Genomic DNA, 13683 nt, shown 5'->3' with positions numbered 1-13683 from the left:
CCATTACGCAAAATGGTAATTTCCACCCATGAAAACCATCATCATCTCATACTCCTTTACAGGCAACAATGATGCGCTTGCGAGCAGTATTGCCGTCGCATTGGATGCTAAGCGTATCCGTATCACCGAGTCCAAGCGCCGGACAACGGCAGCTATCTTCATGGACATCCTGTTCCACCGAACGCCACAAGTCGTTTTCACGCCTGCGGGCATACATCCCGATGACTTCCTTATTTTCCTATCGCCTGTATGGGTAGGTGGCGTAGCTACGCCACTGCGGAAATGTTTCAAGCTGCTCAAGAAGCGGACTGGACCCTACGCATTCATATCCATCAGCGGCGGCGCTGCCGGGCCCAACGCAAAGCTCGGCAACGAACTGGCAAAACGAATGGGAAAAGTTCCTGCAGCACTTCTTGACATGCATATTGCCGATCTCCTGCCTCAGGATCCCAAACCGCAGCGAAATGATACTGCGGGTTACCAGCTTTCAGCAAAAGATATTCAAACCCTTACTCACCAGGCTGTGAAGGTTCTTCATGAAACATTAAAGAAATACAACGAAAAGCCCCGAAACGGGGAGAATCGGGACTTTCTAACTAACCAATTATAAACCTAAATTATGAAAAGACAAATTTTATTACTGATCCTTGTCGAATATTAAACGCATAAACTCCTTCAATAATTACAAGGAAAATGTTAAAATTTTGTTAAATGATTAAGCGTATTGCCGGCAGCCCCATAATAAAGGTTGTTTGTAAACCGGTTATCGTTGGTAAATTGTATATCTTTATGACAACTAACCGACTACGTTTATGGAAACACAAAAACCGGCTTTTCCCAGAATCAATTCATTGGATGCCGTACGGGGCATGGTGATGGTGATTATGGCGCTGGACCACGTGCGCGATCTCCTGCACGTCGGGTCACTTACCGATGACCCAACCAATCTGGATACCACCACTGCCGCACTATTTCTGACCCGATGGGTTACGCATATATGCGCCCCTACATTTGTGTTTCTATCCGGTGCTTCGGCATACCTTTCCTTGCAGCGAAATCAGGATATTCGGGCAGGCCGCAGGTTCCTCATCAGTAGAGGCATCTGGCTGTTGGTTTTGGAATTTACGGTTGTCAATTTCGGAATCTGGTTCGATATGCGTTTCAGTATCCTGCTCTTCGAGGTGATCGCCGCCATTGGCCTCGGCTTCATCGTTCTGGGATTATTACTTTCCGTACGGCCGGCCACACTGGGCATCATCGGCATCGCGGTCATCTGCCTGCATAATCTTTATCCGTTTTTCCCGCTGTCCGCTCCGGGAGTGATTCCCATCGGGCAAGGCACGACATTGGTGATTGGCTACCCGCCCATACCCTGGATAGCGCTCTTACTCACGGGATATTGCTGCGGCGGGTTTTTCATGCAAAGCCTGTCCGATCGGAAACGATGGTTTCTTTTCATCGGGGTGGCCTGCTTGGCTGTTTTCACCTTGCTACGTTGGATTAACTTATACGGTGATCCGCAACCCTGGACACCACAAGCAACGGGTTTATTCACCTTCCTATCCTTCATCAATGTGACGAAATACCCCCCATCGTTGCTTTTTGATTTGTTGTTTCTCGGGCTGATGTTCTTATTTTTATTTGCCGCTGAACGCTTGGAAGGGCGTGTATCTTCGGTGTTCACCACATACGGCAGGGTACCTCTTTTTTACTTTTTGTTACACTTTTACATCATTCACACGATATTATTCATCGTATTATTTTTACAAGGATACTCCCCTTCCGAATTTGAATTCGGATCCCGGTTTGGCAGGCCCCAAGGCGACAACGGACTTAAGCTTTGGGTGATCTACTTGGTGTGGATCGGGGTGGTTCTGGTGCTTTATCCAATATGTAAGTGGTACGGGAGATATAAGGCTCATAATCAAGGAAATATACGGTGGTTACGGTTTCTCTAACTATAGTTGCTGGCAAAACTATCCAGCACACTCATCACTTTATAACCCTCCTGGGCACTGCAAGGATTAGATCCGATGTTCCTAAAGTAGGAAACGACTGCCGAAATCATAGGTTGCTGCACATGTGGAAGCGGTTCGAACCGGAACTGCTGACTGCCTTGCTTATTGACCAGCTCAATCGGTTGATAGCTGAATACGGAGAAAGCAACCCGCCCCTCGGATCCCACTACCTCGCATACATCTAAATCCTGGCTTACATTAAATGCCCATTGCCCCGTGAAAAGTACGTCATTATCAAATAAGATCTGCCCGGATACGGCATCAGTTGCATCGTAAAACTTCGCTTGATTATGGGCAATACCTTTACTGTAAGTCATGTTGCCAAAAAAATGACACATCAGATCGATTTGGTGCGGAGCCAGATCGTGAAATAAACCTCCACCGGATTGCTTCGGATCCAGCCGCCATTGCATACCGGAGGACTGCAGGATTTCGGCAGCAAGCGGCCGTTGGTAGTACCTGAGGTTGGCAATCCTTGGTGTGCCGATATGGGCAGCAATCAATTCCTTTACCTTTTTGAAATAAGGTTGCTCCCTCCGGTAATGGGCGATGCTGATTTTACCACCCAGGGCTTGTTGCGTTTCAAGAAGTTCTTTTGCCTGTAATTCGTTGATCACCATTGGTTTTTCAAGATATACAGGCTTTCCTGCCCGCATGGCAGCGGTGGCGTAAAATGCATGTGAATCCGGCGGCGTAGCTACATAAACAGCATTTACCTCAGGGTCATCAATGAGTTGCTGAGCATCAGAATACCATTTGGGTACTCCATGCCTTTCGGCATAGCTTTTCGCTTTTGCAGCATCCCTACGCATAACGGCCACCAGATGCGAATGTTCGATAAGCTGAAAAGCAGGACCGCTTTTCACCTCAGTGACATCGCCTACTCCAATAATACCCCATTTAATTTCCATAGCGTTTGATTTCTTTCCAAACGTACGAATATTATTGAACTCAGCACATAGCTGGTAAAGCGTGAACACTTACGGAAATGTATTTGAAGACGATTGAATGAGATTGTCTGTCGTGTGCTATCTTTGTACAATGAATGAATTCGCACCGATAATCAGCAATGTTTCCCGGTTTATCGACTTGACCGCCGAAGAGACACAGATTTTTATTTCGCATCTGCGTATTGTCATAGCCAAAAAGAAACAGTTTATTGTGCAGCCCGGATTCGTATGCCAATACCGCAGTTATGTGCTGAAGGGTGCATTGCGAACCTACTTGCTGGCGAATGATGGCCAGGAGCATACGATAGCACTTTCCATAGAAGATTGGTGGACATCGGATTTTGCAAGTTATATCACGCAGGAACCAGCTACCTTATTTGTTGAAGCCACTGAAGACGCTACACTCATACAGCTAAGCCATAAAGATGAGCAGGAGCTTTATAAATTGATACCGAAATTTGAACGGTTTTTCCGTCTTCAGGTGGAACGTTCGGGTGTAAGCATCCAGAAAAGAATGTTATCAAGCCTTAGTAAAACGGCCGAAGAACGCTACGATGAATTAATAAACCGTAACCCTCAATTCCTACAACGGTTTCCGCAATATGTTATCGCCTCTTATTTGGGAATGACGACGCAATTCCTTTCAAGAATTCGAAAGCTTAAAGCAAGAAGTTAATCCAGTTTCACTTCCTTTCTTAATCCAGTAGATTTTTATTCAGAGCTACCTGAACCATTTTTGCATGGTCGACAGCGATATACGAATAAAGTAAAGCCAGTGAGTCGATCTGATGGATAAATATTATAAGTAATTTAAAAAAATGGGAGAATTCAGAAACAAAACAATTGTCATCACCGGAGGAAACAGCGGCATAGGATATGCCGCAGCTGAAGAATTCATTGCGCAAGGCAGCAATGTAATCATCACAGGCAGGAACCAACAACGGGTAGAAGAAGCGGCACTGCGATTGGGGGCTATTGGCATCGTTGTCGACCAAGGTAAAATTGCCGATGTAGTCGCTTTGTCAACACAAATAAAGGCTCATACGGATACGATAGACTTCCTATTCATTAATGCTGGCATCGCAGAGATGCTTCCACTGGGCCAAATAACGGAAGCACATTACGACAGCGTGATGAACATCAATCATAAGGGAGCGCTCTTTACGCTGCAACAGCTTTTGCCACTTATGAGGAGGGGTAGCTCAATTGCCTTCCTTGCGTCGATTCATGCTACGGCTGCCGCACCAGGGGCTGCTGTATATAGTAGCAGCAAAGCAGCGCTGAACGCGCTCGTAAGGGTGGCGGCCACTGAACTGGGGCCAAAGGGCATCCGAGTTAACTCCATTTCTTGCGGAGCCATTGCTACGCCCATTTTCGGCAAGTTCGGAATGACTGGGGAACAGGTGGCTGAAACTTATGAAAAGATTGCCGCGCAAATGCCCCTGAGACGAGTGGGCCAAGCGGCGGAAGTAGCGAAGCTTGCCATGTTTTTGGCTAGTGAAGGCGCGGCTAACATTACTGGAGGCGATTACATAATCGATGGTGGTGCTATGCTTAATGCATTGGTGGATATATAACTAAACGATAAAGCGATGTCAAAAAAATTAGAAAACAAAATTGCACTGATTACCGGTGGCCATAGCGGTATCGGCTTATCGACAGCAAAACGGTTTGTCGATGAAGGAGCTTATGTATTCATTGCGGGTCGACGTCAGGATGAATTGGAGAAGGCCAGAAATTATATCGGTCATAGCGTAACAACTATTCAGGCGGACGTAACAAAAGCGGAAGACCTGAACACGATTTTCCAAACTATTAAAAAAGAAAAGAATTCGTTAGATGTGCTCGTTGCCAGTGCTGGCATAATAGAAAGGGTATTGATGGAGCATGCCACACCAGAACATTTCGACAGGATATTCGATGTGAATGTAAAGGCTCCCTATTTTCTTATCCAAAAAATATTGCCGCTGTTGCGGGAAGGTTCGTCCATTGTATTGGTTTCCTCAACCGCCCACCTCATCGGTGTACCGGAGCATAGTGTCTACAGTGCTTCTAAAGCTGCATTGCGCTCATTCAGCAGGACATTGGCCGCTGAATTGAAAGACCTAAAAATCCGGGTCAATAATCTTAGCCCAGGTCCAGTGGATACACCTATTTTTGACGGCCAAGCGACAACTAGAGAAGAAGTACAGGCACTCAAAGACGCATACGCACAATGGATTCCTATGGGACGCATCGGTAATCCGGAAGAACTGGCAGCAGCAGCACTATTCTTGGCTTCGGATGAAAGTTCATTCAGTACCGGGATAGACCTTGTGGCAGACGGAGGACAAACCCAACTGTGACAAAGTCGAGCGAGTGACTACAGAGGAGTAGTTACTCGCTCTACATCTTCGCAAATCTCTTTCAGCTTGTCCAGCGCTTTCGGATAGGTTTCACGAAAGTAGTCAACCATCTCGTCATTCACATCGATGTCTACGATTACTGTAGTCACCCCGTCATGGCTTTCAAACGTATAGTTTTCAAAGCCTTGCCATGCTTCCGCAATCGGCCCCTTAGTTAGTTCGTCATCCCCGTCCAAGATACCAATGTATTCGATGGAGACATACTCATTCGGGATATTTTCCCGGATGTAGCCCACCATCCCTTCGCGTTTGCCTTCTTTGCTTATCCCGATAAATAGAATCTTTGAATCTTTCTCCCAATTTCCTTCGATGCCACCTCCTTCGACGTCAGAGGAGGGATTGAATACAGCGGTCCATTGCTTGAATGTCTCTTTGCCAATCATCGTCTCATATACCTTCATTGCAGACGCATTGATGGCCTTTTTGAATTGCATCTTTTCCATTATCATTCATTTTATAGGATTATAACATTTATTACCAAACAAAGTTAGCGTCACATACCTAAAATCGTACTGGTGTAACACGCCAATATGGAGGGGTATATGCGACAATAATTTAGTAACTTGCAACACGTAAATTGAATAATCACATGGCCCACCTTCCGGAACTCATACAGGACTTGGCGCTGATCCTACTGGTCGGGGCCTTTGTGACCATCATTTTCAAGCGCATCAAGCAACCGCTGGTACTTGGTTATATCATCGCCGGCTTTTTTGTCGGCCCGCATTTCCACTTGGTACCCACCATCGTAGATACAGAGAATATTGAGACTTTTGCCGAGCTGGGCGTCATCTTTCTGTTATTCAGCTTGGGACTGGAATTCAGTTTTAAAAAACTACTGCGTGTAGGTGGCTATGCATCCATCACGGCAGTGGTCGAAATCGTATTTATAAGCTTGCTGGGTTACTTTACGGGGCACCTGCTGGGGTGGAGCCAGATGGATAGCCTGTTTCTTGCGGGTATGCTGGCCAGCTCTTCGACGACCATTATCCTCAGGGCATTTGATGAACTGGGCGTCAAAACCATGCAGTTTGCACGGGTAGTATTCGGCGTATTGGTCGTGGAAGATATCATTGTCATCCTACTGATGGTCTTGCTCTCTACTGTAGCCGTCACCGAGCAGTTTGAAGGGGGCGAGATCTTGTTTACCGTGTTTAAACTCGCCTTTTTCCTGGCTCTTTGGTTTTTGCTGGGTATTTATTTGCTTCCCTCCTTTCTGAAAAAGGCGCGGAAATGGATGGATGAGGAGACGCTGCTTATTTTTTCCATTGGCTTGTGCCTGGGTATGGTGATTCTGGCGACACAGGTTGGTTTTTCTGCCGAATTGGGGGCTTTCGTGATGGGATCTATTCTGGCCGAGACTACCCTGGCGGAAAAGGTAGAGCACTTGACCAAACCGGTCAAAGAATTATTCGGGACGGTATTTTTCGTTTCAGTGGGTATGATGATAGATCCGGGAGCCATGCTCCAATACGGTTTTCCGATAGCTATTGTGACGATGCTGACCATCGGCGGTAAGTTCCTATTCAGCGGCTTGGGCGCCCTGCTTTCCGGCCAGCCTTTGAAGCAGGCTGTACAGGTGGGCATGAGCATGGCACAAATCGGGGAGTTTGCTTTTATCGTCGCTGCATTGGGTATGTCACTCGGTGTAATCTCGGAGTTTCTATTTCCCATTGCCGTGGGCGTGTCGGCAATCACTACATTTACCACCCCCTACATGATCAAATATTCCGAGCCGTTTTACAAGTGGCTGGCCCGTGTGCCGCTGGCTCGTTGGAAAGACAGGATTGAACAATATGCTACCGGCACGGAAAAACTTCGGGCCAATCCGGCTTGGAAAGTGTTGTTTAAGGAATATATTCGGATTATCGTCATTAATAGCATTGTGTTGGTTGCCATACTGTTGCTATTCAGGTATGCGGTATTACCCCTCATTGATGGAAGAATTGCCAATACTTATGTACAATACGCTGTCATCGTAGGAACCGCCACACTGGTTGCCGCCCCTTTCTTATGGGCGATCGTCTTTCAGAAACCCCGGTGCTACGCTTACCAAGAAATGTGGATGGACACCACGACAAACAAGAGCCCGCTTATAGCCATCGAAATCGTCCGTGTGATCATCGGAGTCTTATTGATCGGGCTATTCGTCGACCAGCTCACGTCTACGAGCATAGCGCTCTGGATAACACTACCGGTCATTTTACCCGTTATCTTATTATTTTCAAGACGTATACAACGGCTGTACCAACGCATCGAAGAGCGCTTTATTAGCAATTTGAATGAGCGGGAAAACAGCCTCGCCCGTGCGACCAACAGGGGACGGCTCGATCAAAAGAATGAAGAAGTACAAAGTGGTTTGCAGGCGTGGAATGCGCATATCGTGGAAATGGAAGTGCCCCCGCTGGCTACCTATGCGGGAACCTGTTTGAAAGATTTGAGATGGAAAGATACTTATGGAATCCAAGTAGTTTATATTAGGCGTGGAGAAAATATGATACATCTTCCTGGTGGGGATCACCGCCTACTTCCGCATGATCAAGTGGGAATATTAGGCACGGACGAACAAATGCAGCTTTTGAAAACCTCATTCGAATCGGAAGAGGATGTCCAATATAACGATATGGAAATCGAGGACATCGCCCTCGAACAGGTGTTGCTACAAATGCAACACCCGCTGGTAGGCAAAAGTATTGCCCACTCCGGACTGCGCGAAGATACGAGTGGCCAAGTACAGGTGGTGGGTGTGGAACGCGACGGCGTCCGTATGCTCAACCCCGAGGCATCCCTGGTTTTTGAAGCTGGTGACATTGTTTGGTTCGTTGGCAACCGCAAGAGCATACGCGACGTGAGGAATAGCGGCGCCATGGAAAGAGCGACCACAGGAGCTAAAGTCGCCTAATGAAAGCCCCTTCAAGATACCGGCCCAACACATCGTCTTTTGCGCACTATTGGGCAAATGACGTGGGCATCGACCTACTGAAAAAACTGGCAAACACGCCTGACATGAAAAATGCTGACGCATTTGTACCGTACCTTTTCCAGGCTGACGACAGGGGAGATGCATTGGTAAAAGACCTTTTAGTAAATTCAAGCTTTCCCAATACCCTCCGGGTACTAGAAACCTACCTACGCGAGCTAGGAAATGTGCCGCTGGACAAACGCAACGTGCTGGATCGCTTTTTTTCGCAAGTGGATACCTCACCTGCGTGGCTAGACAACGAACTGCTGTCCGCCGGAGTCACCTTCAGCCAGCGCAGCGGCCTATCCGGATTGGTGGTATTGCGCGATTACTGCTTAATGGGTGGTTATGAATCGGCTGCGATAAACAAGCCCCTGGTGTATACCGGAGCCCTCAAGAAGGGCGCCGTAAAACGGCTGGCTGAAACGGTGGAATTTTGGGTGGATATCACTGGAAACAATGCGCTCGGCTATGGAAACGTAGGCTTCGCGGGAGTAATGAAAACCCGGATAATCCATTCATTTGCCCGAATCAGCATCCTCGCATCGACAGATTGGGATAGTACAAAATGGGGACTCCCATTAAATGCCTGGGATATGCTGGCGACCAACCTGGGTTTTTCCCTGGTATACCTTACCGGACTCCGGCAAATGGGTATCGTTGCATTGGAACGGGAAGTAAAAGGCTTGTTTCACCTATGGAAATACGTGGGATACTTGTTAGGCATACCTATCGATTTGTTACCAGAAGACGAAAAAACAGCAATTGAAGCGCTTTTTTATTGGACAATGACGCAGCCGGATGGCGATAACGATTCAAAGGCGATGGCCAAAGCCCTCCAGGAAGAACCCTTAAAATCTCACTATCCACCATCGTGGCTTGGCCGCCGCCTAATGCGCGAAATCCACTTGTATTACAACCATTTTCTATTAGGAAGACATTCCTGCCGACTATTGGGTCTTGATAAAACCTCGATGGGTAAAATCGCGTACCTGAATATCATCAGAAATCGCCTTCAGAACCGGCGTGTCCACGACCCGCAGTACTTGGGTCAGTTGGTTCGCGATGGCCGCGCAGTGCATGAACGCGTCCGAGCAATCTACCTCCATGCCAAATGAGACGTTACTCCTCCTGTAGTGAACGGACCGGATTGGCCACTGCCACGCGAATGGCCTGCCAGCTCAATGTAACCAGTGCAATGATGACCACCGTCAGCCCTGCTACGGCAAACATCCACCATTCGACAGCAATGTGGTAGGCAAAATTTGCTAACCAGTGATCCATCGCCCACCAGGCGATGGGCGAAGCAATGCATGCGGCAATCAGGACAAGCTTGACAAAATCTTTAGACAACATACCGACAATGCTGGCCACTGAAGCCCCCAAAACTTTGCGGATGCCGATTTCTTTCGTACGCTGCTCCACGGAAAAGACAACTAAACCCAGTAATCCCAAACAGGAAATTACGATGGCCAACGAAGTAAATGCAGTGACAAGCCGGGCCATCACCTGTTCATTGGTATAGAAGTTTTGGTATTCCGCGTCGACAAATTGATAATCGAACGGAAAATCAGGGTTTATCGTGCTGTAGATATGCCCGAGTCCTTCCAGCGCCTGTTGGGTTTTACCACCGTCAATGCGTATCAGTATCACGCCGAAGTATTCGTATTCTTTTACATCAACAACGAGGGGTTTAATCGGCTCGTGCAACGAGTAGGTGTGATAGTCCTTCAATACGCCAATGATGTATCCTTTCTTTTGCCACGCGGAAACCCATTTGCCAAGGGGTTCTTCCATGCCCATCTGCCGGACGGCCTCTTCATTCACCAGAAAAGCGCTTGCGGAATCTGTGGCATTCATCCTCGAAAAGTCGCGACCTTCGACAATATCCAGTCCCATCAGCGTTACAAAATCATATCCTACGGACACCGGCTTGAAACCTACCGTGGTACTTTTCTGCTTACCTTCCCAATTGATGGCATCGGCACCATCCGACGTGTTGGAAACACCGTCTGCCACGTCAACCACGAAACGCATAGCATGGGGAGTCTCACTGGCTCTATCTACCATCACAACACCCGGCACATCCAGTGCCAGTGTCTTAAACAGGTTATAATTGCTTTGTTCCATCAGTTCCCCTTCAATACGCGTATACAATAGGTTCTCGCGGTCATACCCCAATTGCAACGCCTGGGTGTATCGCGTTTGCCTCGAAACGACAATAGTAGCAATCAGAAATAATACGGAAAGGCTGAATTGAAAGACGATCAGTAGCCTGCGCAGCCCTCCCCGCTTCATGGAAAATAGCTGCCGCTGCTTTAAAGCTTTTGTAGGCTGCAGGCCGGACAGGAAGACTGCCGGATACGTGCCCGCCAGCAAGGCGGTGACCACCATGAGCATAGCTGCGGTGCCCCAAAATTGCGCCTGACCAAACGGCTGTACGATTTCGGCACCACTAAGCAGGGCAAAAAAGGGTAAGATTATGCTGATGAGGAACAGCGTGATGAACAATGCAAAAACGGACAACAACAAGGCCTCCAGGTAAAACTGGACGATCAGCATCAACCGGGAGGTACCCAACACTTTTCGGATGCCGATTTCTTTGCTTCTTTTAATGGAGCGCGCCGTGGCAATCAGCGCAAAGTTAATGCAGGCGATAATCAGGATAAACAGGGCAGCGCCACTGAAAATACGGACATAGGTGATGCGGCCGGTCTCTGGCTTGCCCTTTACGAAATTGCCGTATAGATGGCGGTCTTTTAAGGGCTGTAATCCGATCTGGGTGACAACGCCTTTTTCTTCCTTCAAACGTGGCTTGATGTATTGGTTGATTTTCGTTTCGACCGATGGCACATGGGCATTGTCGGCCAACAATACATAGGTGGTAAACTCGGGCGATGCCCACTCCAGTATGGTATTGTGTGCGTCCCAATTGAGCAGGAAATCAAAATCAAGCGAACTGCTGGAAGGGATATCTTCAAATACAGCTGACACCATAAAATCCAGCCGGTTTTCATAACGCAACGTCTGCCCCATAGCCTGATGCACCGAGCCGAAATAACTGGTGGCCACCGCGCGGGAGATGGCCATATGGTGAGGCTCCTTCAAAGCGTTTTCCGCATCGCCTTCCAAAAGTGGATAGTCCAGTACCTTGAAAAAGTCCCGGCTGGCTCGGGCGCCATTGAGCTTATTTTTCTTGCCGTTTGCTTCGAGGGTTTCGGGATGCCCCCAAGGCAGCTCGTATCCTGTGGCATAGAAGACCACCGACTGGATTTCGGGCACGGCGTCTTTTGCATCTTCAAGCAGAAAAATACGTTCGCTTTTCTCGGGCGTACTAATGTATTGAAGAGGTGTACGGTAATTGCCCTCCACACGATTCCCATCGGAAAGCGTTTGGTAGGCCACAAAAAGCCGATCGCCATGATAAAAGAAGTTATCAACACGCCGCTCATGTTGTATCCAAAGGAAAATAAGCAAACAACACGTCATAGCCAGCGCAAGGCCAACGGTATTAATAATTCCGAAAGGCTTGCTTTGTGACAATTGACGCCAAATGGTTTTGAAGAGATTACGTATCATAATTGAGCTATCTTTTGTTGTTGCAGCAACAAAGGATGGGCTTATGGCTGAAAAAACGAAATGCAATCCTGTTCAAAACCGTTCAAAATCGTTCAGGCTATCCGCCAGCGAAAGCAGCTATGGGAAATAGTTACTATATTTAATCCCACATTTAAATCAGATGTTATTCGATTTTAACTATACGGCGACCGTACGTCGATTCGCTGCTCGATTTCCCGCGCTAAGCCACGTGGGTATACAAATCACGTTTTGGGTGATCGTCAATAACCTGATGGCGCTTCTTATTTACCTCTATTCAAACTTTATCAGTGCGGTTTTCTCCTTGCATGCGCAGTATGAACTGACTTGGGTGTTCGTGCTGTTGACGCTATTAGGCATACTGTACGGTGCTGTGCTTGGCACGACGGATTACTACCTGGACAAGTATACTTTCAGGAAAATGAGCCTGGGCAGGGTCATGCTCGCAAAAGCGCTGATTTCGTTCACGATGACGTTGCTTATCCTTGCCATCCTGACGGCTATTTCTTTCGAACGTATCATTCCTTACCTGGTGTCTGCCGATCATGCGCTTATTCTGGTAAAGCAGCAATCCTGGCGGTATATTGTATATTTTTTCGTTATTTTTTATCTATTGATGACGCTGCTGATAAGTTTTATCAATCTGGTAAACAAGAAGTACGGCCCAGGTGTACTGGTACCTTTATGGTTTGGCAAGTATAAAAACCCAATAGAGGAAGAACGGGTATTCATGTTTATGGATTTAAAATCTTCTACAACGATTGCAGAGCTACTGGGCCACCTCAGGTATAGTGCGTTCATTAGGGACGCTTTCTATGACATCAACCAATTGCTATCGAGCTACAATGTGGAGATATATCAATATGTGGGCGACGAAATGGTGCTTACATGGCGTGTGAACAATGATATGCGGTATGAGCGTTGTGTGCTGTTTTTTTTCGCTTGCCAACGCCAGTTTTTAAAACGCCTTGCTTATTACAAGGAAAAATATGGATTCTTTCCGGAATTTAAAGCAAGCCTCCACATGGGTATGGTGACGGCCGTAGAAATAGGCGATATCAAACGGGACATCGCCTACCACGGCGATACCATCAACACCACAGCGCGGATACAGAGCGTTTGTAATCAATACCATAAGGAATTGTTGGTATCGGAATACCTGGCGGAAAGAACCGGCTTAGCCAAGCATTTCAAGACCCAATCCATCGGACAAATAAGCCTCAAGGGCAAACGGGAACAGATAGGGATTGTCAGCATCGAAAAAATGGAGGATACCCCCGATGCCAATCGTTAATCTCGCTTGTCTGAGCGAATCGTGCCTTTTTCATCAAGAATCAGCTCGCGCTCGCGTCCCTCAGCAGTCTTGACTTCCAATTCGTACGTGATCTGGCCTTTTCGGTCGATGCGCTTCATGTCACTTAAGCGGCAGTCGGGATATTTTTGCCGGATAGCGTCCTTGACAGGCTGTGGGAGCTTGTCTTCGCCGATTTCCTGTTCGTGATATACTTTTGTACCATCCCGGTCATAATGCACTTCATGCTCCCATGGGCCTATTTCAAATTCGACCTCGTACAGGCCCAGCTTACGCTCCCATTCTACATCACGTGCATTACGGAATTCCGTCTCAAAACGGTTCAAAATCACCGAAGGCACCTGGTTTCTCCTTAGTTCTTGCGCACTGGCCCAAGTATACGAACAAAGCAACAGCCCAGTAGTCAGTATTACCCATTTTTTCAATTCACTCATCTTTC

12 protein-coding genes are annotated in these 13683 nt (G+C 47.4%); 8 read left to right on the top strand and 4 right to left on the bottom strand.

Annotated elements, in window-relative coordinates; genetic code table 11:
• The first annotated feature begins 28 nt into the window (after positions 1-28).
• Together BMW65_RS10365 and BMW65_RS10360 are read left to right on the top strand one after the other, a co-directional pair.
• Positions 29-610: a hypothetical protein gene (locus BMW65_RS10365; RefSeq protein WP_090605103.1), complete on the top strand. Its 582-nt coding sequence runs from the start codon at positions 29-31 to the stop codon at positions 608-610.
• 202 nt (positions 611-812) lie between these two features.
• The gene (locus BMW65_RS10360; RefSeq protein WP_090605101.1) at positions 813-1958 is read left to right on the top strand and encodes an acetyltransferase domain-containing protein; all 1146 of its coding nucleotides are present in this window, start codon (positions 813-815) and stop codon (positions 1956-1958) included.
• Here BMW65_RS10360 and BMW65_RS10355 read toward each other — a convergent pair.
• Entirely contained in the window at positions 1955-2929 is a 975-nt protein-coding gene (locus BMW65_RS10355) for a Gfo/Idh/MocA family protein (protein WP_090605100.1), read from the bottom strand. The two genes, BMW65_RS10360 and BMW65_RS10355, sit on opposite strands and share 4 nt — an antisense overlap.
• Before the next feature lie 130 nt (positions 2930-3059).
• Between BMW65_RS10355 and BMW65_RS10350 the strand changes: the two genes are divergently transcribed.
• The 3 genes from BMW65_RS10350 to BMW65_RS10340 all read left to right on the top strand — a co-directional run bounded on the left by BMW65_RS10350 (position 3060) and on the right by BMW65_RS10340 (position 5313).
• Positions 3060-3644, top strand: coding sequence for a Crp/Fnr family transcriptional regulator (locus tag BMW65_RS10350; RefSeq protein ID WP_090605098.1), 585 nt, complete (start codon positions 3060-3062; stop codon positions 3642-3644).
• A 142-nt stretch (positions 3645-3786) separates the two neighbouring features.
• Entirely contained in the window at positions 3787-4545 is a 759-nt protein-coding gene (locus BMW65_RS10345) for an SDR family oxidoreductase (protein WP_090605097.1), read from the top strand.
• A gap of 15 nt (positions 4546-4560) precedes the next feature.
• Entirely contained in the window at positions 4561-5313 is a 753-nt protein-coding gene (locus BMW65_RS10340; RefSeq protein WP_090605095.1) for a glucose 1-dehydrogenase, read from the top strand.
• A gap of 17 nt (positions 5314-5330) precedes the next feature.
• Here the strand turns inward: BMW65_RS10340 and BMW65_RS10335 are convergent, their stop codons facing one another.
• Positions 5331-5816, bottom strand: coding sequence for an SRPBCC family protein (locus tag BMW65_RS10335; protein ID WP_090605435.1), 486 nt, complete (start codon positions 5814-5816; stop codon positions 5331-5333).
• Positions 5817-5962: 146 nt separating this feature from the next.
• Between BMW65_RS10335 and BMW65_RS10330 the strand changes: the two genes are divergently transcribed.
• A complete protein-coding gene (locus BMW65_RS10330; RefSeq protein WP_090605094.1) occupies positions 5963-8275 on the top strand; it encodes a cation:proton antiporter domain-containing protein in 2313 nt (770 codons plus the stop codon).
• Positions 8275-9453 (top strand): oxygenase MpaB family protein, encoded by a 1179-nt coding sequence (locus tag BMW65_RS10325; protein WP_090605092.1) that lies wholly within the window; start codon positions 8275-8277, stop codon positions 9451-9453. Before BMW65_RS10330 ends, BMW65_RS10325 begins: the two co-directional genes overlap by 1 nt.
• Before the next feature lie 4 nt (positions 9454-9457).
• Here the strand turns inward: BMW65_RS10325 and BMW65_RS10320 are convergent, their stop codons facing one another.
• Positions 9458-11914: an ABC transporter permease gene (locus tag BMW65_RS10320; RefSeq protein ID WP_090605091.1), complete on the bottom strand. Its 2457-nt coding sequence runs from the start codon at positions 11912-11914 to the stop codon at positions 9458-9460.
• A gap of 160 nt (positions 11915-12074) precedes the next feature.
• On the opposite strand from BMW65_RS10320, the gene BMW65_RS10315 reads away from it, so the two are divergent.
• Positions 12075-13226, top strand: coding sequence for an adenylate/guanylate cyclase domain-containing protein (locus BMW65_RS10315; RefSeq protein WP_090605089.1), 1152 nt, complete (start codon positions 12075-12077; stop codon positions 13224-13226).
• Here the strand turns inward: BMW65_RS10315 and BMW65_RS10310 are convergent.
• Positions 13223-13678 (bottom strand): PepSY-like domain-containing protein, encoded by a 456-nt coding sequence (locus tag BMW65_RS10310; RefSeq protein ID WP_090605088.1) that lies wholly within the window; start codon positions 13676-13678, stop codon positions 13223-13225. The two genes, BMW65_RS10315 and BMW65_RS10310, sit on opposite strands and share 4 nt — an antisense overlap.
• Positions 13679-13683 lie beyond the last annotated feature (5 nt).

The sequence above is a fragment of the Parapedobacter koreensis genome, from assembly GCF_900109365.1.
GTDB lineage: Bacteria > Bacteroidota > Bacteroidia > Sphingobacteriales > Sphingobacteriaceae > Parapedobacter > Parapedobacter koreensis.
This window is presented reverse-complemented; position numbering and strand designations above follow the sequence as displayed.